This window comes from Syntrophomonas zehnderi OL-4, assembly GCF_000983115.1.
Classification (GTDB): domain Bacteria; phylum Bacillota; class Syntrophomonadia; order Syntrophomonadales; family Syntrophomonadaceae; genus Syntrophomonas_B; species Syntrophomonas_B zehnderi.
In genome coordinates, this window is record NZ_CGIH01000004.1 from 46634 (window position 1) to 71305 (window position 24672).

19 protein-coding genes are annotated in these 24672 nt (G+C 46.5%); 14 read left to right on the plus strand and 5 right to left on the minus strand.

Translation table 11 applies throughout. The features are described from left to right. Positions 1 to 51: 51 nt before the first annotated feature. The 7 genes from scfB (at position 52) to rlmH (ending at position 7826) form a co-directional block, all read left to right on the plus strand. Entirely contained in the window at positions 52 to 1440 is a 1389-nt protein-coding gene (scfB, locus tag AAV90_RS00775) for a thioether cross-link-forming SCIFF peptide maturase (RefSeq protein ID WP_052729506.1), read from the plus strand. Positions 1441 to 1576: 136 nt separating this feature from the next. Then, positions 1577 to 2866 (plus strand): peptidoglycan DD-metalloendopeptidase family protein, encoded by a 1290-nt coding sequence (locus tag AAV90_RS00780; protein ID WP_198142788.1) that lies wholly within the window; start codon positions 1577 to 1579, stop codon positions 2864 to 2866. 72 nt (positions 2867 to 2938) lie between these two features. After that, complete coding sequence (gene trxB, locus AAV90_RS00785) at positions 2939 to 3844, plus strand: thioredoxin-disulfide reductase (protein WP_046494775.1); 906 nt, start codon at positions 2939 to 2941, stop codon at positions 3842 to 3844. 78 nt (positions 3845 to 3922) lie between these two features. Beyond that, positions 3923 to 4774 (plus strand): peptidase MA family metallohydrolase, encoded by an 852-nt coding sequence (locus tag AAV90_RS00790; RefSeq protein ID WP_046494777.1) that lies wholly within the window; start codon positions 3923 to 3925, stop codon positions 4772 to 4774. A gap of 13 nt (positions 4775 to 4787) precedes the next feature. After that, positions 4788 to 6038: a UDP-N-acetylglucosamine 1-carboxyvinyltransferase gene (gene murA / locus AAV90_RS00795; RefSeq protein WP_046494779.1), complete on the plus strand. Its 1251-nt coding sequence runs from the start codon at positions 4788 to 4790 to the stop codon at positions 6036 to 6038. Positions 6039 to 6144: 106 nt separating this feature from the next. Further along, on the plus strand, positions 6145 to 7224 hold the full coding sequence (locus AAV90_RS00800) for a S1C family serine protease (protein WP_052729508.1): 1080 nt from the start codon (positions 6145 to 6147) through the stop codon (positions 7222 to 7224). A 77-nt stretch (positions 7225 to 7301) separates the two neighbouring features. After that, on the plus strand, positions 7302 to 7826 hold the full coding sequence (gene rlmH / locus AAV90_RS00805) for a 23S rRNA (pseudouridine(1915)-N(3))-methyltransferase RlmH (protein ID WP_052729509.1): 525 nt from the start codon (positions 7302 to 7304) through the stop codon (positions 7824 to 7826). Positions 7827 to 7871: 45 nt separating this feature from the next. Here the strand turns inward: rlmH and speE are convergent, their stop codons facing one another. After that, positions 7872 to 8729 (minus strand): polyamine aminopropyltransferase, encoded by an 858-nt coding sequence (gene speE / locus AAV90_RS00810; protein WP_046494781.1) that lies wholly within the window; start codon positions 8727 to 8729, stop codon positions 7872 to 7874. 215 nt (positions 8730 to 8944) lie between these two features. On the opposite strand from speE, the gene asnS reads away from it, so the two are divergent. Continuing rightward, entirely contained in the window at positions 8945 to 10339 is a 1395-nt protein-coding gene (asnS, locus tag AAV90_RS00815) for an asparagine--tRNA ligase (protein WP_046494782.1), read from the plus strand. 283 nt (positions 10340 to 10622) lie between these two features. Here asnS and AAV90_RS00820 read toward each other — a convergent pair whose 3' ends face one another. Further along, on the minus strand, positions 10623 to 12455 hold the full coding sequence (locus tag AAV90_RS00820) for an acyl-CoA dehydrogenase family protein (protein ID WP_046494784.1): 1833 nt from the start codon (positions 12453 to 12455) through the stop codon (positions 10623 to 10625). 297 nt (positions 12456 to 12752) lie between these two features. After that, the gene (locus AAV90_RS00825; protein WP_242847453.1) at positions 12753 to 14252 is read right to left on the minus strand and encodes an FAD-dependent oxidoreductase; all 1500 of its coding nucleotides are present in this window, start codon (positions 14250 to 14252) and stop codon (positions 12753 to 12755) included. A gap of 260 nt (positions 14253 to 14512) precedes the next feature. Between AAV90_RS00825 and AAV90_RS15565 the strand changes: the two genes are divergently transcribed. From AAV90_RS15565 to glmS, 3 genes are all read left to right on the plus strand, one after another. Beyond that, positions 14513 to 14641, plus strand: a complete 129-nt coding sequence (locus AAV90_RS15565) for a hypothetical protein (protein ID WP_278279288.1) — start codon at positions 14513 to 14515, stop codon at positions 14639 to 14641. Between the two features lie 189 nt (positions 14642 to 14830). Further along, the gene (locus AAV90_RS00830) at positions 14831 to 16555 is read left to right on the plus strand and encodes a glutamine--tRNA ligase/YqeY domain fusion protein (protein WP_046494788.1); all 1725 of its coding nucleotides are present in this window, start codon (positions 14831 to 14833) and stop codon (positions 16553 to 16555) included. A gap of 302 nt (positions 16556 to 16857) precedes the next feature. After that, positions 16858 to 17967, plus strand: coding sequence for a glutamine--fructose-6-phosphate transaminase (isomerizing) (gene glmS, locus AAV90_RS00835; protein WP_052729511.1), 1110 nt, complete (start codon positions 16858 to 16860; stop codon positions 17965 to 17967). Positions 17968 to 18115: 148 nt separating this feature from the next. On the opposite strand, the gene AAV90_RS00840 is transcribed toward glmS, so the two are convergent. Continuing rightward, positions 18116 to 18700 (minus strand): 5' nucleotidase, NT5C type, encoded by a 585-nt coding sequence (locus AAV90_RS00840; protein ID WP_046494790.1) that lies wholly within the window; start codon positions 18698 to 18700, stop codon positions 18116 to 18118. A 265-nt stretch (positions 18701 to 18965) separates the two neighbouring features. On the opposite strand from AAV90_RS00840, the gene AAV90_RS00845 reads away from it, so the two are divergent. Continuing rightward, positions 18966 to 19325: an ArsR/SmtB family transcription factor gene (locus AAV90_RS00845; protein WP_046494792.1), complete on the plus strand. Its 360-nt coding sequence runs from the start codon at positions 18966 to 18968 to the stop codon at positions 19323 to 19325. 11 nt (positions 19326 to 19336) lie between these two features. Further along, complete coding sequence (locus tag AAV90_RS00850) at positions 19337 to 21715, plus strand: heavy metal translocating P-type ATPase (RefSeq protein WP_052729512.1); 2379 nt, start codon at positions 19337 to 19339, stop codon at positions 21713 to 21715. Positions 21716 to 21802: 87 nt separating this feature from the next. Here the strand turns inward: AAV90_RS00850 and AAV90_RS00855 are convergent, their stop codons facing one another. Next, positions 21803 to 22597, minus strand: coding sequence for an MBL fold metallo-hydrolase (locus tag AAV90_RS00855; RefSeq protein WP_052729513.1), 795 nt, complete (start codon positions 22595 to 22597; stop codon positions 21803 to 21805). 332 nt (positions 22598 to 22929) lie between these two features. Here AAV90_RS00855 and AAV90_RS00860 point away from each other — a divergent pair, with 332 nt between their 5' ends. Continuing rightward, complete coding sequence (locus tag AAV90_RS00860; RefSeq protein WP_052729514.1) at positions 22930 to 24606, plus strand: ABC1 kinase family protein; 1677 nt, start codon at positions 22930 to 22932, stop codon at positions 24604 to 24606. Positions 24607 to 24672: the final 66 nt, after the last annotated feature.

The window sequence follows — 24672 nt, forward strand, 5'->3', positions numbered from 1 at the left end:
CGGGTAATATCAGACAGATTAGTCTGTCGGGTCAAGAGTGAGGAGAGCATTTTGTTATCACTTGCCAACTATGATTTTCAAGCCCATATCCATCTGTTTAAATGGCAGGAGCATAACCTGCTTTTAGATGTTAATAGCGGAGCTATTCACGTATTGGATGATGCCAGCTGTAAATTTATTAGTAAATTAATGCAGGTTAAGGGAGATTTCGACGTGGCCAGGGAATGCCTGGCCCAGGAAATACCGGCACTGGAATTGGATGAAATAATCGCAGAGGTATCAGCCGCTATCCAGGCCGGGGCACTTTTTACCCCTGCAGAGTTTTGGACGGTAGACCTGTCTGCCATGCAAGTCAAAGCCCTTTGCCTGAATGTCGCTCATGCCTGCAATATGAAATGCAGCTATTGCTTTGCGAGCCAGGGTGATTTTGGCATGGACGCCTGCCTGATGTCGCTGGAAACAGCCTGCCAGGCACTGGATTTTTTGATGGAGAAAAGCGGGGCTGTAAAAAACCTGGAGGTAGACTTCTTCGGTGGCGAACCGCTACTGGCAGCCCCGATGCTAAAAGACCTGGTTCAATACGGCCGTAAGTTGGAAAAGCAGTATAACAAAAAGATTAATTTCACCCTGACTACCAATGCCCTCTTGCTAAATGATGAGATAATCCAGTTTATATTGGATGAAAAGCTGGGGGTTATCCTCAGCCTGGATGGCAGGCCGGAAACGAATGACCGTCATCGGGTGTTAAGGGATGGCTCCGGAAGCTATGATATCATTGTGCCCAAAATTAAGAATATGGTGGACAAACAACCGGTAAGTTATTACGTGCGGGGTACTTTTAGCAGGAAAAACCTGGACTTTACCAGGGATTTGCAGCATCTGGTGGAACTGGGGTTTAAGTCGATTTCACTCGAACCGGCGGTGGGCCCTGACAATGGTTTCAGTATTCAGGAAGAGGATTTGCCTGCAGTCCTGCAGGAATATGAAAATTTAACCGGGCTGCTGTATAACTACCAGTTGTCAGGAAAGCCGGTGGATTTCTTTCATTATAATCTGGATCTGCAAAAGGGGCCCTGCCTGGCCAAGCGCATTTCAGGCTGTGGGGCAGGTGTCGAATATCTGGTGGTAACGCCTTCCGGGGATATTTACCCTTGTCATCAGTTTGTGGGCGAAGCCGGGTTTTTAATGGGCAATGTTTTTACGGGACTTTTAGACGAGGAGATAAGGTTAAACTTTTCCGGTAATCACCTGGGAAATAAAAAAGAATGTCGAAATTGCTGGGCGCGCTATTTCTGTGGCGGAGGCTGTCATGCCAATGCCTACCACAGCAATAACGACATATCCATACCTAGTAAAGTAAGCTGTATGATGCATCGCAAACGCATTGAAGGAGCCATTTATTTGGAAGCCATGCAAAAAACAGAGGCGTCATTTTTATAAAATTCCATATATTTAGCAGGAACTTCTTGCTTGATGTAGAACTATAAACAAACAGAAATCATATTTTGGAAATTGGAGATTATTAATGTTAAATTTTATAACTCACAGGAAAATGCTAGTAATAGCAGGGGTATCATTGTTTGTTTTTTTATTGGGAATTTGGTGTTTGGGTGTGAAAACCCCAGCCTATGCGGTTTTTATCAACGGTCAAAAGAAGTTTATCGTTAAGGATGCGCGTACTGTAGATAAGGCTTTAGACGAAATAACCAAAAAGCAGGTAGGCGGTCGTAAAAATGTAGAACTCAGCAGCAAAGTAAACCTTAAGAGAACGTTTGTTAAGCGTGATTCCCTAATGGCCGCTACCCAGGTTGAAGCAGAACTTAAGAAGAACCTCCAATTTAAAATGGCGGCAGCGGCGATCGTTGTAAACGGAAAACCCATCGCTTATGTAAATAATGAAGCTACGGCCAAGAAATTGCTCGACAAGATCAAAGATGAAAATAGTCAGGTTGAGGAAGGCGAGAAACTTATCACGGCAAAATTTGTTGAGAAAGTGCAGATTGAACCGACCCAGGTTGCTATAGCCCGCGTATTGTCATCTAAGGGGGCCTGGAACCTGATTACTACCGGAACCGCCTGCCCTGAAAAATATACCATCAAGGAAGGCGACAGCCTGTGGAGCATAGCCCGTCAGCACGATATGTATGTTGCTGATATATTAAAAGCCAACCAACTACAAGAAGACGATATTCTCGATCTCGATCAGGAGATCGTACTGATCAAATGCAAGCCATACATTAATGTGGTGGCAAAAATTGAGGGCAGCAAAACCGAGGCGATACCCTATCAAACCAAGGTCATAACTGATCGTGGCGCCAGCAACAGTGTCAATATCAAAAACCAGGGTGCCGATGGTGAAAAGCAGATAGCCTACGTATTAAGCAAACGCAATGGAGTAATTGAAAATCGGGAAATATTATCCGAAAAGATTATTAAACAACCCACTGATCGGGTGGTCGTAAAAGGTACGCGGGTGGTCAACGTAGCTTCCCGTGGCGGCAGCCTGGGGTCAGGCCGTCTGTCCTGGCCGGCGCATGGTTCGATTAGCCAGTATTTTAGCGGCCGACATAGCGGGATTGATATTGCCGGCAGCGCCGGTTCAGCGGTTCGGGCAGCAGACAGTGGCACGGTGGTCTTTGCCGGCCGCCAAGGGGGATATGGTAATTTTATCATTATCAATCATGGCAACGGCTTAGTAACCCGTTACGCCCATTGTTCCAGCCTTAATGTATCCGCAGGGCAGTCGGTTGCCAGCGGACAAACTATCGGCACCCGCGGCTCCACCGGAAGGAGCACGGGCCCGCATCTGCATTTTGAGGTCTTAGCCAACGGAAGGTTCGTAAATCCGCTTAACTATTTGCGCTAATTACATGTATAACCCTGGCCTTAAGGGGTCAGGGTTATTGTTTTCTTTAGCACTAATGAAGGAGGCAATATAATGTATGACGTCATTATACTGGGGGCCGGCCCAGCCGGTTTAACCGCCGGGTTATATACCGGGCGCGCCAAATTAAAAACATTAATCCTGGAAGCAAGCAATATTGGCGGTAATGCTGCCTGGATTGACCAGCTTGACAATTACCCGGGATTTCCTGAAGGCGTTTCCGGGGGTGAATTGATGGACAGCTTCTATAAACAGGCGGAGCGCTTCGGCGTAGAAACCCGTTTTGAGGAGGTAATTAAGGTTGAGTCCCTGCCGGAAGGAAAAAAAGTCACTACGACCGAAGGATATTATATGTCCCAGGCGGTGGTTATTACCCTGGGTGCCAAACGCAGAGAATTAGAGGTTCCCGGTGAACAGGAATTTAAGGGCAGCGGCGTATCTTACTGTGCTACCTGTGATGCGGCGTTTTTTGCCGATTGCCCGGTAGCGGTCGTTGGTGGGGGCGATTCAGCCGTAAAAGAAGCCTTGTTTTTGGCAGACATTGCCTCCAAGGTTTATCTTATCCATCGCCGGGAAGGATTCAGGGCCAACCAAACCGCTGTGGACAAAATGCTGGCAAATGATAAAATTGAACTTAAACTAAATAAAGTTATCACCCGAATCGAGGGTGATGGGATCATGCGCAGGGTTGTTCTCCGGGATGTTAATACCCAGGCCGAAGAAGTTTTGGAGATTGAAGGTTTGTTTGTAAGTATAGGCTTGGTGGCCGCAGCCGATTTTTTGGAAGGATTGGTGGAAACCAGGGATGGCTATGTGGTAACCGATGATGAGATGCATACTTCCGTGGAGGGAATTTTTGCGGCTGGTGATATCAGGGTCAAACAAGGCCGTCAGGTAGCTACGGCGGTAGGCGATGGCGCTCAGGCCGGAATCGCTGTAACCGCCTATCTCAAAGAATAGCTGATATACCAGTATTTGCTTAGCCCCTTATAGCTTTACCCATAGTATAATCATGGGTGGAGGGGAGGGGCTTTAACCATGTTGTTTGGGAACAAGAACAATCTTAGTCTAATACTGGTACTGTTGATTATAGTACTGGCAACCCTGGGACTTTCCAGGAACAGCTCCTTGCCCAGGCAACTCTGGCAAAATTTCTTTCGTTTTATGGTAGGACAGGAAACCAAATTAAGTACGGCTCAGCTTAATGAGCTTAAAACTGAGCACTATACCGTCAAATTTAGTGAACGTGATAGTGATTATGTTCACCTGGTAGCTGATACAGCCGAAACAGCCTATGATTTGGTTAGCCGGGAGATGAACTGGCAAACGGGCCAGAAGACAACTATTATTATATACCCGGACAGCCAGAGCCTGGCTAAGAGTTTTGGATGGGATAAAGACGATAAGGCCATGGGGGTTTATTGGGGCGGAACTATCCGTATCCTGTCACCTCGGGAATGGTTAAAACAACCATATGACCAGGAAGAATTTCTAAAAAATGGCCCGATGGTGCATGAATTTGTACATCTTATGGTTGACGAAAAGACCCGGGGGAATTATAATCGCTGGTGGACGGAGGGAGTAGCCCAGTATGTAGAAAAAAAGCTGACCGGTTTTGAATTTAAAACCTCTGCAGCTGGACAGCCGGACTCCATGTATACACTGGAGGAACTAGCCAAAAACTTTGACCGATTAAATCAGCAGGCTGCTTACTGGGAGTCGCTGAAAGCGGTTGAATATATCGCAGAAAAATACGGTGAAGAATCTATATATGTGATTATGGATTACCTGGGAAAAGGCTACACCATGGAAAAAGCCTGTGAAATGGCTACAGGTACTGATTTTAAAAATTTTGCATATCAATGTTATCAATATATGGAAAAGCAATAGTGAGGTGTACTTCTTGAAGGACATTTTGGTAATTGAGGGAGGACAACCATTATACGGCAATGTACACATAAGCGGTGCTAAAAATGCCGGGCTGGTTCTAATTGCAGCCAGCATAATGGCGGAAGGTGAAACGATTCTCGATAACGTTCCTCGAATCTGCGATGTCGAGGTTATGGTACAGATATTAAATGAAATGGGCGTTAAGGCCTTTTGGAACGAAGATGACAGCTTATCAATAATACCGCCTGCTACTACGGTAAAGACGCAGACACCCTATGAATTAGCCAAAAAACTGCGGGCATCAAATTTATTCCTGGGGGCTCTTTTGGGACGGCAGGGTGAAGCCATAGTCTCCCTGCCCGGGGGATGTGACATCGGTTCCAGACCTATGGATCTGCATCTTAAAGGGGCTCAGGCCTTAGGAGCAGATATTGATATTGAACACGGTTATATTTATGCACGGGCCCTCCAAATGCACGGTTCCAGAGTTTATCTGGATTTCCCCAGTGTGGGAGCAACCGAGAATATCATGATGATGGCCGTTAAAACTCCGGGGTTAAGCATTATCGAAAATGCCGCCAAGGAGCCTGAAATAGTAGACTTGGCTAACTTTCTTAATTCCATGGGCGGCAAAATCAGAGGGGCCGGAACCGATTTAATCAAAATCGAGGGTGTTCCGGTCTTAAATGCCTGTCGGTATACGATTATTCCTGATCGGATAGAGGCCGGTACGTATATGATTGCCGCCGCGATTACCGGCGGGGAAGTACTGGTTGAAAATGTGATCCCAACCCATCTGCATCCTATTGTCGCTAAATTGCAGGAAACCGGGGCCACGGTACAAGAAACCGAACAAGGGTTGCTGGTCAAGGGCGGGCAGAGAATTTTGCCGGCAGATATAAAAACGTTGCCTTATCCAGGATTTCCAACGGATATGCAATCCCAGATGATGGCGCTGCTGTCGTTGGCGGAAGGTACCAGTGTAATCGTGGAAAACGTTTTTGAAAACCGCTTTCAGATTGTAGATGAACTAAAACGTATGGGTGCCAAGATAAAACTGGAGGGGCACTCTGCGATTGTGGAAGGGACACCGTCACTTTATGGTGCCCGGGTGAAAGCTACCGACCTGCGAGCCGGAGCCGCGCTGGTATTAAGCGCACTGGCGGCGCGAGGTGAAACGACTATTGAGGAGGCTATCCATATATTCCGCGGCTATGAAGATATTGAGACCAAATTAAAATCCCTAGGGGCCAAAATAAAATAACCAGCCATCCCGGCTTCGCCGGGATTTTATTTTGGGCAGATTATCCAAGTATAAATCAAATTCCCCGGCTAAAAATATCTTTATCGATTGGTTTAGGGGGAATAATGTGGATCGCAAAACTGTGAGGGGGCTAAAGTTCTTTCTAATTTTTTTCTGCTTCGGCTTGGGCCTGGTTCTTCTGGTCACCAGCCTGAGCAGCCCGAATAGACTGGTAATCCAAAAAAACCAGGAGCAGTCGGTAGCAGGGTCGGTCAGTGACGTAGCCCGACAGGTAAGCCCGTCTATCGTTGGGATCAGCAATTTGCGCAGTACGGGCGATATGTTTAACCGAAGCAAATCAGAAGCGACCGGATCTGGGGTGATCTATGACCATCTAGGACACATCATAACCAACTACCATGTTGTGCGCAACGCCGACCACCTAATCGTTACCTTGGCGGATGGCAATACCAAGGAAGCCAGCCTGGTAGGTTCTGATCCCCGCACTGATCTGGCGGTTATCAAAATCGCAGTCGAAAAGAAAGTAACCCCGGCCCGGCTGGGCAATTCCGACCGTCTCGCGGTAGGGCAGCAGGTGGTTGCCATAGGTAACCCTTTGGGATTAAGATTCGCACGTTCTGTAACCTCGGGAATTGTAAGTGGCTTAAATCGGGTAATTACGACTGAAGAAGGTTTTGTCCTGCGCCTTATTCAAACTGATGCCGCTATTAATCCGGGTAATTCAGGGGGTGCCCTGGTTAATCTGAATGGGGAAGTAATAGGCATCAACACGATCAAAATAGCGATGCCAGGCTTTGAAGGAATGGGTTTTTCCATACCGTCCAGCCAGGTTAAAACCATCGCTGCTGAGATCATTAAAAACGGGCGGGTTATCCGTCCCTTGCTGGGTATAAAAATCCTAGGCGAAATCAACCTACAGGAGGCCAGATACTACAAACTGCCTGTTACCAATGGCGTTATTATTGAACCCCTTAAAGGCGGACCGGCTATAAAGGCGGGCATTAAGCCTAATGATATTGTCAGTAAAATAAATGGGAAACCTGTAAAAACAGGTCTGGAATTACAGGAAAAAATCTTTGCCTGTAGAGCCGGGGATAAAGTTACCCTGGATATTACCAGATTACCTGCCGACAAAAACTCGCGCATTGAAAACCTGCGCTGTCAGATAGAACTCGTTAATTCATGAGCCAGGCGTGAGGAAGAAATAAATGCTTAGGAACCGACCCTTTTAAGGGGCGGTTTATTTTTGGGCATAGCTGGGTTATGATATTAGACACTGAAAACTATGCCAAAGCGGAGGGTAAGGTTGTGAAATACCGAATTATTTCAGTAGGCAGGATTAGGGAAAATTTCTATCAGGAAGGTATTAAGGAGTATTTAAAAAGGTTGACCGCTTATACGGCTATTGAAATGCTAGATGGTCTGGAGGAGAAAATATCCCCTCGTTCTTCGGAAAAAGAAATCGCCAGGATCTTGCAAAAGGAGGGGGATAGAATCCTTGCCCTCTTGGGGGATAATGAAATACTTATTGTTTTAGATCCCCAAGGTGAAGCCTTAAGCTCCGAACAACTGGCAGTCCGTGTCCAGGAATTAAACCTCCAGGCTAAAACCCGCATTAACCTGGTTATAGGTGGTGCTCATGGCCTTGCCCCGCCAGTCAAGCAAAGGGCCGACCAGACCATTTCCTTATCCAAAATGACCTTTCCCCATCAGATGGCGGTATTATTATTAACCGAACAACTATACAGAAGCTTTAAGATCTTAAAAGGGGAACCATATCACAAATAAAGCAGGCCCAGGGATCATACCTAGGCCTGTTCCTGGGGCTCCCGGTTATAACAGGTTGAGCACGAATTGGGGCAGATCAAAACAGCTTTTAATAAGCGGTTTATTCACATATAATAAATCCTGACCTCTCAGCCTGGCCGGGTCAGGGGTAATATGCTGTTTTGATCCTACGGTGAAGCTCCAAAATCCGCCGGGATAGGTTGGCACAACGGCCATATAAAGTGCGGCTTTGGCAAAAATAGAACTGATTCTCTGGTGGGTTTGGCGCATTATTTCAGCATGAAAGATAGGCGATTGGCTCTGGCAAACCATGAGACCATCATCTTTCAGGGCCTTAAACAGGCTCTGATAAAAGCTTTTTTCAAATAAAACTTCTGCCGGACCGATGGGGTCAGATGAATCAACGATTATTACATCATATTCTTGGGCTTTGTTTTTTACGAAATCAACCCCGTCCTCAAAAATGAAATGCACCCGGGGATCAGATAAACGTCCGGATACTTCCGGGAGGTGGTTTTGGCAAGCTTCAACCACCAGTTTATCAATCTCTACCAGATCGATGCGTTCTACGTGGTCATATTTGCAGATTTCCTTGGCAGCGCCACAGTCTCCGCCGCCAATTATCAAGATCTGCCGGGGATGGGGATGAATGCAAAGCGGTACGTGGGAAATCATCTCATTGTAGATATGCCCATCAATGGAAGTGGTTTGAACTATACCGTCCAATGCCAGCATACGTCCAAATGCATACGAATCCAGGATCATAACATACTGAAAGGCAGACTGTTCTGCGTAGATTATATCTTTTATCCGATAATCAATCTTCAGGTTTTCCCGTTCGTCTTCGGTCAGCCACAAATCCCCATTTTTCTCAGATAAATATATCGGTCTTATTTTATCCATGGTTACCTCCAATTCATAATATCAATACAATAACTTTTTTCTATTATAACAGAACTTCTTAAGGCAAATGAAAACAGGATAATTACATAAACCAAAATGGAGGTAAGCTTAGCGCATTTATATAATAATTTTAATAATAGCTAAATTTGCCATAATATAATTAAAGAAAAACAAATCTTATGAATAAACGGTTTAAATCATTAGGGAGGATTAGTATGGAAAATGTAGTAATCAGGCAACTGGTTAGGAATACCGCCAGGTATGAAAATCAGGAAGTTGAGCTTTGTGGCTGGATAAGAACCAATCGCGATCAAAAGTCCTTTGGATTTATGGCTCTTAATGACGGTACTCATTTTACGACCGTACAGGTCGTTTATGAAAAAGATGGACTTGATAATTTTGAAGAAGTAGCCCACTACAGGGCCGGCTCAGCGATTTCGGTGCGCGGTTTATTAGTTTTAACCCCCCAAGCCCCGCAGCCGTTTGAAATAAAGGCTCGGAAAGTAGTTTTATTAGGGGATTCGCCGGAGGACTATCCGATTCAACCCAAGCGCCATACCCGGGAATTTTTGCGGGAGCAAGCCCACCTGCGGTCTCGTACCAACCTTTTTGCAGCGGTTTTCAGGGTGCGATCCGTGGCTGCCTACGCGATTCATAAATTCTTTCAGGAAAATGGCTTTTTATATGTGCATACCCCGGTCATAACAGCCAGCGATGCGGAAGGGGCGGGAGAAATGTTTCGCGTAACCACCCTTGATGCCAAACAGCCGCCCTTAAACGAGGCGGGTGAGGCTGACTTTTCCCAGGACTTTTTTGGCCGCCGGGCGAATCTTACGGTGAGCGGACAACTGGAGGCAGAGGCTTTTGCTCTGGCTTTCAGGGATGTTTATACCTTTGGGCCAACTTTCAGAGCTGAAAATTCCAATACTGCGCGGCATGCAGCCGAATTTTGGATGATAGAACCGGAGATTGCCTTTGCGGATCTAGAGGATAATATGAACCTGGCCGAAGCCATGGTGAAATATGTGATCAACTATGTGCTGGAAAGTCTTCCGGAGGAAATGGCTTTCTTTAATCAGTTTGTCGATAAAAATCTACAGGCCAGACTGGATAGTGTAGTAGGATCAAAGTTTGCCCATATTTCATACAACCGGGCAATCGAAATATTAAAAGCGGCCGAGGAAACGTTTGCCTATCCGGTAGAATGGGGTCACGACCTGCAGACCGAACATGAACGGTATTTAAGCGAACGTATTTTTTCAAAACCGGTTTTTGTTACAGATTATCCGCGGGATCTCAAAGCTTTTTATATGCGCCAAAATGATGACGGAAAAACGGTGGCTGCCATGGATTTACTCGTTCCGGGAGTCGGCGAATTAATCGGCGGCAGTCAAAGGGAAGAAAGGGTTGAAAAACTGGAGCAGAGAATCAAGGAACTTAAACTTGATGAAAGGGAGCTGTGGTGGTACCTGGAACTGAGAAAATATGGCGGAGTTAAGCATGCTGGATTCGGGCTGGGATTTGAAAGGCTTATTATGTATATAACCGGGGTTAGCAATATAAGGGATGTAGTGCCTTTCCCCCGAACCGTTAAATCGTGTGAATTTTAAAAACGCGGGCCAGTGGCTGTCATAAAGAAGGCAGAAAAAACGATTATCGCAGTTATTTGAACACTGCCGGCACTACTTTATTTGAATAACGAAAAGATAATAAGCAAAATTCCGGTAGGGGAAGATTAGCTTCCTCGCCGGAAACTAAAATCCCCGCTACCAGAGCAGATTTGCTGGAGTATCCCCACCTATAATCTTAACTTTTTGACCCGGTTGGTTGCAGCCTTTGACCGGGGGGAGAAGGAAAATTAATCAGCCATAAATCAATTAAAAATCATCGATTTTAGTAATCGAAAATCTCAATGGGAGCATCAATAACGGACATATCGCCAATCTTGATCAGCTCCAGAATATGCCATACGTTGGGTACGGCGTTGTTAAGATAATAACGGGCCGACAGGACTTTACCCAGATAGAAGTTGTAATCATAGTGATCGGCGGGCAGTTCGGCCAGACGTTCTTTGGCGATGCGAGCCTGATCCATTAAGAGGAAACCGCAATAAGTCTGGGCAGTAGCAGTCAGGATACGCCGGGCGTAAACGGCCATCAGCCCCAATTTGCCGGCTCCGACATAGCCGCCGATCGTCATCTGAATCTCACGGTAAGCCGCCAGGGCTTTTTCCAGATGTATCATCTCTTGATCCATGCCTTCGATTTTACCTTTATACTGTGCTAAAAATTCATCGATTTCCCCTAAGACTGAGGCGAAAATAGCACCTTTGCCGGCCATCCATTTGCGGCCGATCAAATCCATAGATTGAATGAAGTTAGTACCTTCCCATATAGACCAGATCTTGCAATCACGGGCGGAGTTAGCCGCCGGATAATCTTCACAATATCCATATCCGCCGTAGGATTGCAATGATTCAGCCACCAGTCCCCAAGCTTCGTCACTAGGATAAGCTTTGCACAAGGGGGTCAGCATATCCATTTTCTTGCGGGCCCATTTTCTGCGCTCCGGATCAGGATCATTTTCGGAAACATCATCATAGAAATAACATTTGGCCAGGAGGGCACGACAGGCTTCGGTGGTAGCCTTGTTAAGCAGATACATGCGTTTTACATCCTCATGCTTATTTATGGTAACCTTGCCGGCCTTAGGGTCGGTTAAAAGGCGTCCCTGAATACGTTCTTTGCCGTAATCCTTGGCATTCCAGTAGGCATTGGCGGCTACGGCGGTGGAGAGACGTCCGGTGTCCAGGCGGGCTTCGTTCATCATGTTAAACATCTGCATGATGCCCTCACCTACGCCGTTTTCATCGGGAGGATTGCCGATCAGCCAGCCGCGGCAATTATTATTTTCACCAACGACCAGGGCACAGGTTGCCGAACCCTTTAAGCCCATTTTATGTTCAATGCCGATACACTGAACATCGTTAGGGGTCAGGTTGCCATTTTCATCAACCCAGAATTTGGGGACAATAAACAAAGAAAGCCCTTTGGTACCGTTTTTGGCACCGTCCACCCGGGCCAGATAGAGATGAATAATATTTTCGACATCGTCACGATCACCGCAGGTGATAAAAATCTTTTGCCCTTTCATTTTATAAATGCCGGGTTCATCGGTGGGATAAGCCTTGGAAAGAAGTTCACCAACGTCCGATCCAGCCGTGGGTTCAGTCAGGCACATGGTTCCTCCCCAGGTACCTTCAAAGAGCTTGGGCAGGAAGCGCTGTTTTTGTTCATCACTACCATAGTGTTTTAAAACATTGGCAACCCCGCTGCCGGTAGCCATGTAGGCAAATAAGGCCGGGTTGGCAGCAGCCTCTATTTCGAACAAAAGGCTGTTAAGAACGATGGGCAGAACCCCTTCGGCCTCATCGTCAAGATTACTGGTAGCCCATCCGTTTTCGTGCATAAAACGGATGGCCGTATGGAATGAAGGGGGCAGGTAAACCTGTCCATTCTCCCAACGGGCTCCGATATTATCGGCATCTTCAGCGGTGGGAGCGATTACTTCGGCAGCAACTTTACGCACTTGATCAATGATGGTATCAAAATCGTCCAAGGTATAATAATCCTTATATTTATCGTATGCTAATATTTCTTCGGTGGGTAACCATTCTTTTAAGATAAATTTTATGTCTCGGGTATTGTATGCGAATTTGTAAGACATTTCTCACTCTTCCTTTCACTAATTTGCATCGTATTAAACGTATAAGTCCTGACCAGACGTGAGCATAACCCATGCCAGGTTAAGCATTGGGTTAGCTTGGCGGTGTGTTCCCTTCCCCCCCCTTTCGTTTCATTTTATTGCCAGACGATGAAAAATATAACTATAACATCAAGTTTTTACATATAATACGCCAATTACAAATATTTTCCTGCTAAAATCTGTAGAATAATAATAATTTTTGCTAAGGAAGCTGGTAATACGAAACAGGGGAGCAAAGAGATGAAGCTGTTTGAAGTGTTAGGGGATAATATGAGGCTCAACTTTGTTTTCACCTTCACCCCATGGCATTAGGGGATTAAGGGCAGGTCCTTCGATGATACTGCCGTTATAACTGAATCTGGAGCCGTGGCAGGGGCAATCCCAAGTTCTTTCCGCATCGTTCCAGGCTAATTCACAGCCTACATGAGTACAGGTTATATCCAGCAGATGCAGGTGGCCGTTCTCATCCCGGTATGCCCCGGTTTTTTCGCCTTCAACATCAATAACCATGGCTTCGCCTTTAGAAATCTGCGCATTTTCAGCGGCCGGTTTGAATTTGCCGACTACAAAATGTTTGGCTACATTGATATTTTGGGTTACCAGGGGAGTAACTGAAGAAATATTAAGCCGGCTTGGCCGGAAAACTTCGATCCAGGAATTATCAGCACCTAAGAGCAGATCCTTTATTAGCAGAGCGGCGACCGTGCCATTGGTCATACCCCATTTTCCAAAACCGGTAGCAATATAAATAGAGGGGGTTTTGGCAGTGATTCTGCCAATATAGGGAATACCGTCCGTGGTCATGCAATCCTGGGTAGACCAGCGATAAGGAATATCAAGCACTTCAAAGGTGTTCTTTGCATAATCAACCAGATTAGTATAATGTGTGTTGGTATTCAAATCCTGGCCGGTTTTATGAGATTCCCCTCCTACTAGAATTATTTCACCATCACTGGTTTTTTGCGCACGCAGGGAGCGGGTGGGCTGCTCTGCGGATATATACATTCCGCCGGGAAAAGGGTTAGCGGTTCTTATTCCCAGGGCATAAGACTTCACTGCATATATTCTGGAAAAATAAAGTCCCCCGCCGTCGAAGAAGGGATAATGAGTAGCGACAATTATCTGGTTTGCTTTTATCCGGTTGCCTTTTCTGGTTAATACGGCCCAAGGCGAATCTTTTTCGATATTGATGACCGGGGTTTGCTCAAAGATACTGCCACCCTGATTAATTACCTCCTGAGCTAGTACCAGCAAATATTTTAAGGGGTGAAATTGGGCTTGATCATCGAAACGAATTGCGGCTTCAATTTTTATAGACAGGGGAATATCTTCACAATAAACCGCATTTAAGCCTAAACTGTCGGCAACCCGAACTTCCTCCTCGATCTGTTTGATATATTCAGGGGAACTGGTGTATACATAAGCCGACTGGCGTTCAAAATCACAATCTATCTGTTTTTCCTTAACTAGATCGGCAATCATGTGCAAAGCACTTTCATTGGCTTGGGCATAAAGTCCGGCCTTCTCCGTCCCTATTTCTTTTTTTAGTCGGGCGTATATTAAGGAGTGCTGGGAGGTTATTTTAGCGGTTGTATGGCCGGTAGTACCGTGTAGGATCCGGTCTGCTTCCAGGAGCGCCACCTTAAGTCCGGCTTTTGTTAATAAATAGGCCGAAGTTATGCCGACCAAGCCGCCGCCCACTATGGCTACATCCGCTGTTATATCTTCACTTAATGAGGGATAATCAGTTTTCGACACCGAACTAATCCAGTAAGGGTTGGGAGCGTCCTTGAATGTGCTGTATATAATAAGCCCTCCTTAAAAATTGTCTTTAAAAATTAGTGCTTAAAGATAGGCTGTGCATTTGTGCAAAAAAATATTTAGCTGATATCAGTAAAAAATGTATTTGCCAGCCTATAATTACCAGGAGCATTTTGTAAGGGGCGGTATTATAAAAGTATTAAGACCAAATAATAAGAAAAACAGGAAGGCAGGGAAAATTGATGCCCTTTTTTATAGTGAATCAGAATGGAATCTATCCTTTTGCGTATGAAAGTTACGAACAGGCCGGGGAAAATTGCGAGAGCGGAGAATTTGTCTTTATTGCCGACAGCATGGAGTTCCTGGAGGAGTTGCTGGAATCCTAGGAAGTTACCTGACGTCTATGCTTATGTTTTTTCATGCGACCGGGAAGTGCCCCCTGGTTTTTAGGATTTTACTGTTTTCCAATATATAAAATAAGGTTTTAGTTCAGGATGCAGTAATAAAAGGGTATAATAATTAGAATAAAGACCCCATATCATTTGGGTGTCTTTTATTTTAAGGGAGGAAAAAGGATGACCACGGAACAGAATAATAATCCGGAAGAAAACAATAATAACGAGGCCTTAACCAACTTTATTCAAAACATTATAAGTGAGGACTTAAAAAAAGGGAAAAACGGAGGACGGGTACACACCCGCTTTCCGCCGGAACCGAATGGATATTTGCATATAGGCCATGCCAAGTCTATCTGTTTGAATTTTGGTCTGGCGGCAAATAATGGGGGAATCTGCAACCTGCGTTTCGATGATACCAATCCCATTAAGGAGGAACTCGAATACGTTGACTCTATAAAGGAAGATGTCAGGTGGCTGGGGTTTGATTGGGAAGAACGGATGTATTATGCTTCAGACTACTTCGATAAGCTGTATGAATCGGCTGTGCAGCTAATAGAAAAAGGATGTGCTTATGTCTGCGATTTAAGTCCCCAGGAAATCAGACAATATCGGGGTACGCTCACCGAGCCCGGTCAGGAGAGTCCCTATCGTAACCGCTCGGTGGAAGAAAACTTGGATCTATTTACCCGCATGCGGGCCGGAGAATTTGCGGATGGCACCCGGGTTTTAAGGGCTAAAATTGATATGGCTTCACCCAACCTGAATATGCGTGACCCGGTTATATACCGCATTTTAAGAGCCTATCATCACCGTACCGGGGATAAATGGTGCATCTATCCGATGTATGACTTTGCGCATCCCTTATCAGATGCGTTGGAGAGTATTACCCATTCAGTTTGTACCTTGGAATTTGCCGATCACCGGCCTTTATATGACTGGTTCCTCGACAATGTGGATTATAATGCGGATAAAAATGGGCGTCCCCAGCAAATCGAATTTGCCCGCCTTAATCTTAGCTACACGGTGATGAGCAAACGTAAATTAAGAGAATTGGTGGAGAACAACTATGTAAATGGCTGGGACGATCCCCGTATGCCGACTATTTCCGGGTTGCGCCGCAGGGGGTATACGCCGGAGTCCATTCGTGATTTTTGTAATCGCATCGGGGTAGCCAAGAGAGATAGCGTGGTTGATATAGCACTGCTGGAACACTGTGTCCGGGAAGATTTGAATTTAGATGCTACCCGGGTGATGGCTGTTTTGCGGCCCTTAAAGGTTATTATCGATAATTACCCGGCTGATCAGGTGGAATGGCTGGAGACGGAGAATAATCCTGAAAACCCGGCCATGGGTAAGCGCCTGATCCCTTTTTCGCGTGAATTGTACATAGAACAGGAGGATTTCATGGAGGATCCGCCCAAGAAATTTTTCCGTTTGCGGCCGGGCGGGGAAATAAGGTTAAAAAGCGCCTATATCATCAAGTGTGAAGAGGTTATCAAAAATGCTCAAGGGGATATCATCGAATTGCATTGCAGCTATGATCCTGATTCCAAGAGCGGCGGAGCAACCAGCGGCCGCAAGGTCAAAGGTACCTCCCATTGGGTATCGGCCGCCCATGCCATTTCGGCTGAAGTGCGCCTGTATGAGCATCTCTTCCTGACCGAAAACCCGGATGATGAAGAAGATGGCAATGATTTTAAAACCAAGCTTAATCCCAACTCCCTGCAGGTACTTACAAATTGTCAGGTTGAACCCGGTTTGGCAGAAGCTTTAGCCAGGAATAGATATCAATTCCTGCGGCAGGGCTATTTTTGCCTGGACGTAGATTCCCGACCGGACAGGTTGGTATTTAACCGCATCGTATCCCTGCGCGACAGTTGGGCCAAAGCCCAAAAATCATAATAAACGCGGATTACCGCAGTACCCTAAATAGCGACCGGGCACTCGGCAGGAACAATTTACCATCAAGCCGGCTCAAGTTTGGGTTGAGTGCCGGGAGTTTCTGCGGTCTGATGCTAGAAGCTCCCGCTGGAAAACTAAATATCAGGTATATATTAGGACGAAGCTACCCATTACCTGCCTTGGTAACGGAAGCTTTAGCTTTCGTTGGGGGAAGTTCAGTTTCCCAACCGTATCATGCAGCCATTTTTATAATTGTGGCCTGCGGTCACGAGAAGTTAGCAATTTATGAGGAGGGTTTTTAAGTGGCAGGGGATTTAAATTGTGAGGATAAAGGCGATTTTGAACATTTTATGATTAAAGAAATCTTCGCTGGGCCTAAGGCATTGCGGCAAACTTTAAACGGCAGAATAAAGGATAATAAAATCATCTTCAGCGGGCTTAATTTTGAAATTAAGAATATAAACAAGATATTTATTGCCGGGTGTGGTACTGCGTATCATGCCGGGTTGGTGGGGCGCAAAGCCATTGAGGAATTGACCGGTCTTCAGGTGGAGATTGACCTGGCATCCGAATTTGCTTATCGCCGGGTATTGTGGCAGGCAGGTGACCTCTTAATAGTTATTAGCCAATCCGGTGAAACCGCCGACACCCTGGCAGCCCTTTATAAGGCGAAACAAGCCGGAATTCCTGTGCTGGCTATATTAAATGTTCCAGGTAGCACCATGGCCCGTTGGGCGGATGCGGTAATTTATACCCAGGCAGGCCCGGAGATATCCATAGCCTCGACCAAAGTCTATCTGACCCAGTTAATGGCATTGTATCTGTTGGCTTTGTATTTAGCCCAAGAAAGAGGTACGTTGTCGGAAGCAGAGCTTAACACCTATATTAAATCCATAACCACCATTGACCAAAAGGTAGAAAAAGCCTTGGCTCTGCAACCCACCGTTAAAGAAATAGCCGGTTATTACCGCGATACTGATAATGCCTTTTTCCTGGGCCGGGGCTATGATTATCCCGTTGCTATGGAGGGGGCATTAAAACTTAAAGAAACGTCTTATGTACACGCGGAAGCATATGCTGCCGGGGAACTAAAACATGGTTCGATTGCTTTGCTCAATGGCGATGTCCTGGTAATAGGGCTGGTTAGCCAGGATGCTTTGGCGGAAAAGACTATGTCCAATATCGATGAAATAAAATCCCGGGGAGCCCAGACTATCGTTATATGCAAAGAGAGTTTGCAAAAATACTGTCAGGAGTATGAAAAAGTTATTATTATTCCCGACACGGAACCCTGGCTGGCACCTCTGGTAACGGTCGTTCCTCTACAGCTATTTGCTTACTATATGGCGGTTTTCCGTGGTACCGAGGTAGACAACCCCCGGCATCTGACCAAAGCAGTTACGGTAGAATAGGGGTCCCCAATAGAGGTTTGGACGTGCCGGATACCCATGCCGGAGAAGATGTTAAGTTATTATTGATGTGTTAACTTTGGAACCGCCGTACGCCGAACGGAGCGTGCGACGGGTCGGCAGATAGGGCAGTTAACTTAGGGGCGGGCACTTAGCCGATTATTTGGTTTACGGCCTGCCTTACCTCCGGCCAACTTTGCACGCGAATGATGTTGTCATGCTGTAGATGAGCATTGTAAGGATAATCAAAAAGGACTACCGGAAAATAGCTGCTTAACTCCCAGGCCAGGTCGTGATGATCCTCTATCATTAGTTCCACCCCGTTGTCCAGGCAATCGGCCAGCTTGCTGTAATGATGCATATTATCAGTATTATTCATGATCAGCTTGTCATATTCAATCTGATGAAGTTCCAGCCACTCCCGGGTTACGGTAGCCACAGCTTCATCCCGTTGGTTGCGGGAGGTAATCAGGATAATACGGTTTTCCTGATGTAGTTCGCGGATAATTTCCACGGCCTGGGGCTTAGGCAGAACCTGGCGATAGATATCAGCCAGATGGGTTCGCAAAAAAGCTTGGGAAGTGGGCCTATCCCAGCCCAGCGATTTTTCCAACGCATAGTGTGCTAAATCAAACTGGTTGGGGAGACAGTTTTCGCGATTATATTTATTAGCAAAAGCAAAGATCGTTTCACGGGTTGTACTGATGGTATTATCGATGTCAATCCCAATATTCATAAAAAATCTCCTTTCCCAATCCTACCTTTCATTTTACCCTTCCCGGAGCACAAGTCAAAACCAGTAACGAAAATTTCCCGCCTGCCAAGGTTTGACAGCAACGATAAAAATGATTGCCCCACTGAAAAATCAATATGAATCATAATACGCAGAGTATAACAGTTTTCAAAAACCCGCGCCGTTTTTTCCCCTTGATTTTAAAAGCCAAATAATGCAATACTATATATGAACATATATTCAGGTGTTAAAGTGTGGAGGGATAAAGATGAGGGATGAATTCCTGGATCGCTGTGAGGTTCAATGCATCCATGAAGAAAGCGTAATCGCTGTTCAAAAGGAAATGATAAAAGATGAAATCGTTTTTGAATTAGCGGATTTTTTTAAAACCCTGGGCGATTCCACCCGCATCAAAATGCTCTATGCCCTGATGCAAAGAGAGCTTTGTGTGTGTGATCTGGCCGCAGTTATCGGGGCTTCCGATTCGGCGGTATCGCATCAGTTGCGGGTGTTGCGCAGCCAAAAACTGGTCAAGTTTCGCCGCGAAGGCAAGATACTCTACTACAGTCTGGATGATGAACACGTTAGAAGCCTTTTTGCCCAAGGATTAGAGCATGTTATGGAATAGGAGGATACAAAATGGCAGGAGTTGCGATCCCGGCAGATTTTTTATACGATGAGGATACGTTAAAGATTGGCGGCCTGGATTGTCCGAATTGTGCCGCCAAGGTCGAGCAGGCCATCAGCAAAATGCCAGGTATAGCAGAAGCCCGGCTTACCTTTAGTACGGCCAAACTGCAGGTAAAGTACGACCCGGCGCTTATCGGGCTGGATAAAGTCATCAATCAGGTTAAAAGCCTGGGCTATACAGCCTATGCGGTTGGTTACCAGAGCGGTTTAAGTGACAATAAAAGCATCATTCGCCTGCAAGGATTGGATTGCATCGACTGTGCCGCTAAACTGGAGAAACGGATCCTGGCAATGCCCGGGGTTAATTCGGCGCAGGTTAATTTTGGGGCAGCCAAAATGGAAGTTATCCACCAAGGGCCGGTTAATTCAATTCTGGAAGTAGTAGAAAAAATGGGCTACCAAGGCAGGCTCGAAGGAGCGACCGATCTTAAGGTTCCGCCCCAATCGCTGCTGGCAAGCAATAAATATGTGCGATCTACCCTGATATCTGGAAGCCTGGTTTTGTTAGCTGTGCTCAGTCACCTGGTCAATGCCCCGGTGACCTGGACCCATGGCCTGTATATCCTGGCTATCGTTCTAGGCGGTTATCTGCCTGCCAAAGCAGGTCTGGCGATTTTAATCAATGCCCGCGAAATGGATATGAATGTGCTTATGGTAATTGCCGTCATAGGCGCCGTGGGGCTAGGGCACTATGAAGAAGGAGCGGCGGTAGTCGTCCTGTTTTCACTAGGCAATGCCCTGCAGGCCTATTCTATGGATAAAACCCGCGATTCCATTCGTATGTTGATGGAAATAGCTCCTCGGGAGGCTCTGATCCGGCGTAATGGAACAGAAATAACCGTACCGGTGCAGGAGATCTGCCTAAAAGATATACTGGTGGTTCGACCTGGTGAAAGGATTGCCATGGACGGCAAGGTCGTTAAAGGAATTTCGGCGGTAGAGGAAAAGGCGATTACCGGGGAATCACTGCCCGTTGATAAGGAAGTCGGGCATACTGTATATGCCGGTACCGTAAACGGATATGGCAGCCTGGAAGTCGAAGTCTTAAAATTGGCTCAGGATAATACTATTAACCGGATTATCAGCCTGGTAGAGGATGCCCAAGGGCAAAAAGCACCTGCCGAACAATTCGTGGATAAATTCGCCCGTTATTACACCCCCGCAGTTATTGCGGCGGCTTTTCTAGTAGCTACGCTTCCCCCGCTGCTGGGCTCGCAATCTTTTCACCATTGGCTGTACCAGGCTTTAGGTATGCTTCTGGTTGCTTGTCCCTGCGCCCTGGTTATTTCTACCCCGGTGTCAATCGTTTCGGGAATCGGCAGTGCCGCTAAAAACGGCGTGTTGATTAAAGGCGGAGCCTATCTGGAAGCCTTAGGGGACTTAAGAGCCATTGCTTTTGATAAAACCGGCACACTCACCCAGGGGCAGGCTGTGGTAAGCGATATAATTGCTTTTAGGGGCAGCCCGAATGAAATTCTGACTATAGCAGCTGCTATCGAGTCCCGTTCCGAACATCCATTAGCAGCGGCGATTTGCCGCCGGGGGCAAGAAGAGGGACTGATCCTGCCGCCAGTAGAGGGTTTCCAGGCGGTAGCCGGTCAAGGAGCGTATGCAGACATTAAAGGGCAGCGTTACTTTATTGGCAACCAGCGTTTTTTCAAGGAATCTGAACTTGATTCGCCGCCCCAAATGCAAATTGAGTTAGAAAAGCTGCAAAATCAGGGCAAAACGGTGATGATTTTGGCGGATGCAAGAGAGTTCTTAGGTCTGATTGCCGCAGCGGATCGCTTGCGTGAAGATAGCAGCCGGGAATTGGCCCGGCTTAAGCAAATCGGTATTGAAAAAACTATAATGCTGACGGGTGACAATGAGCGCACCGCCCAATCGATTGCCGCCGCTGTGGGAGTAGATGAATACCAGGCTGATCTGCTGCCGGAGGACAAGGTCAGGGTAATGCAGGAACTGTTGGACCGCTATAATCAGGTAGCTATGGTAGGCGATGGAGTAAACGATGCCCCGGCACTGGCGATAGCTACCACTGGGATTGCCATGGGCGCTGCCGGAACTGATGTAGCTCTTGAGACTGCCGATATTGCCTTGATGGCAGACGATTTATCCAAACTGGCTTACGGTATCGACTTAGGCCGCAGAACCCAGAGGATTATCAAGCAAAATATTGCCTTTTCACTGATAGTAAAACTCGGCATCCTGCTCCTGGTAATCCCCGGCTGGCTGACCCTTTGGCTGGCGGTAGTCGGGGATATGGGCACTTCCTTGCTGGTAACCCTGAATGGAATGCGGTTGTTAAAAACCCCGCAAGGTGTATAGACGCAGATTTATTGTCAAATTTTCATGGGCATTATATTCCCCGCGAAATTAAGCAGTTTTTCTGCCCCAAACATGGTTAATCAGATTCTAACAGCCTTGTTTGTTGCGCTGCTGCCAGCCTTCCGGAGAGAATACGGACATGCATTGGACGCGGTGGGTCATCTTGTTAGGGGGGGATTTTAGAAGTTCACGGGCTAAGGTAAACACCCTGCGGGGGTCCTCGGTTTTGATAGCTTCCCCATGTGCCAGCAGGATAGTGGCGGCATCTAGGGTAGACAGCTTGGTATATGATGATAGCATCTGCTCTGGAAACATTATCGGTAGGGGATTTTGATACTTGCCTTTGACTTCCAGAACGCAATCTGAGACATAAAGCAGGGATTCGGCTTGGTTATATAAAACCAGATCATGGGAAGTGTGGCCGGGGACATGGATAGCCTGCCAGTCTTGAAAGATAGGCAGGCTGTCACCGTCACTGAGCAGAAAATCGGCATTAATCCTGCGGGGAAAAAAGGTTTTTTCCAAGCTGCGTTGCATACGCCGGGCTACCCCCTGCATCATAAAGCGATCCAGTTTATGCTGAATAAACCCGCCCGGGCCGGCATACCAACGATCCAACTCATTTTGGGAAGCGATTAGGGTGCCAAACCTGTTGCGCAGATTGGCTGCCCCCCCGCTATGATCCGGATGTATGTGTGTTACGACCGCCAGTTTAATATCCTGAGGGGAACGTTTAAGGTTTTGCAAACAGTAATCTTCAATACGCTGAACATCGCTGGCTGCCCCGCAATCCAGCAGGAGCAAGCCATGTTCGTATTCTGCCAGAAAAATATTGGTTATATAACCAGGAATAACATGTAAAACAAACCGGTTTAATACCATACCATATTTACCTCGCTTTTTTGCCCCAATGAAGCATCAGCTCAACGGCTGGTACAAATTTATCAATAGTTGATGATTATTCTGCAGTGGCAGATAAAAATCCTCTCAGTGCCACTCAATATTTTTCAGGTTGCCTTAATTAGCCTGGATTACATTATATGCCGATGGTGGCTAAAAAATATTACCGCAATTTCCTTTTGGGGCTACGTCCATTATTATAGTAGATAGTTATCCTCCGTCAAGAAGTAAGAAGTCGGCCGGTAAATCATAATAAATATATACTGGCATACCAACCGCTTTTGCGGATTTCATAATTTAGGGAGGCTGATGAGGTGACAATTAATTCCCGGAGCGCAGCCCGGCGTTTTTTCAAGGTCATTAACCTATTCGTACGGATATTTTGGTCTTTTTTTTCTCTCAAATTCAAGGCTTTATGGCATAAACCCGGTTGGAAGGATACCCGCCGGGAAGAACTATATTTCTTGGAAGCCCGCCGCTTTAGAAATACCGCCGTGGAAATGGGTGGTTTGCTGATTAAGTTGGGCCAATTTCTAAGTACTCGGGTGGACATATTGCCCCAATCTGCCACCCGGGAATTAGCAGGGCTGCAGGATGAAGTGCCGGCGGTGGCTTTTCAGGATATAGCGGCTTTGCTTGTAAAAGAGTTTAATATGCCCCTGCATGAGGTCTATGCCCATATGGACGAAACCCCGCTGGCTTCTGCCTCCTTGGGGCAGGTGCACCAGGCAGAACTGCCCGGGGGCGAAATAGTGGCTGTCAAGGTATTGCGGCCCGGGATTGAAAGACTGATCGATATAGACCTTAGGGCCATGCGCCGGGTGATTGGCGGATTAAAGCTTTTAACTGACTGGCAAAAATGGGTGGACTTTGACGCCATTTATGAAGAATTTGCCGTTACCCTCCGGGAAGAGCTCGATTACCTGCAGGAAGGGAAAAATGCTGAAACCATAGCTCAAAACAGCGCTGCGGATCCGGATTTGATTGTCCCCCGCATACATTGGGACTATACCCGGCGGAGGGTGTTAACGATGGAATTTATGCAGGGAATGAAGGTGACCGACTATCAAAGCCTGGAAAAGGCAGGTATTAACAGATCCCGGCTGGCCCAAAAACTGCTGGAGATCTACGTAAAACAGATCCTGGTGGATGGTTTTTTCCATGCCGATCCCCATCCGGGTAATTTATTTATCGATGCCGAAGGAAGAATCATAATGATTGATTTTGGCATGATGGGAACCATTTCCCCGGATTTGCGCAATACCTTAATTCAGATGGTTTTAGCCATGGTGGCAAGGGAACATCACAAGGTCGTTTTCTACCTCAAACAGGTAGGCTTTGTGCGCCGGGATGCGGATGATGAAATATTGGCCCGGGCGGTCGGGCTGTTCCTAGAGCAAACCCTTGGTGAGGGTCTTAAATCATTTGATCAAGATGTCATGATATTATTGGACGATCTGGAAAAACTGTTGTATGAACAACCCTTTCAGATTCCCGCACGTTTTACTTTTTTAGGGCGGGCTCTGGGAACCCTGTATGGAATCTGCATAGGCCTGGATAGTAAAATCAGCTTCCTGGACGCAGGCAAACCTTATCTAAAACAATTTATGCCCAAGCAGGCACGCCCCAGTCAGATCATAAAAGAAAAAGGGGCCGCCCTGGGAACAGCTTTAGTAGAGGTGCCGCCGCTGCTGGAAAAAACACTAAGGAGAGCCGAGCAAGGTCAATTGGAGGTTAAAATCCCGCTGAAAAACGTTGAAGCGGCTCTTATGCAAAATGCTCAGGCCAGCTATGCGATTGCCTGGGGAATCGTCCTGGGCAGTTCATTACTGGGTACAGTCTATCTCTATGTTCACCATTTTACGGTTGCGGCCCGATGGGGAGGTGCGGCCAGTGTCATATTTTTCTTGATTTTACTGGCTAAGACACGTACCCGGCAGCGTTCCAGAATGCCGCGCCACCCGGAAGGGATTCCCAAAGGGCGTTATTAATATACTGATGAAGGTATAGATTTATCTTTAACCGGCCCTGCCCATAGAGGTCAGATTATAATTCCC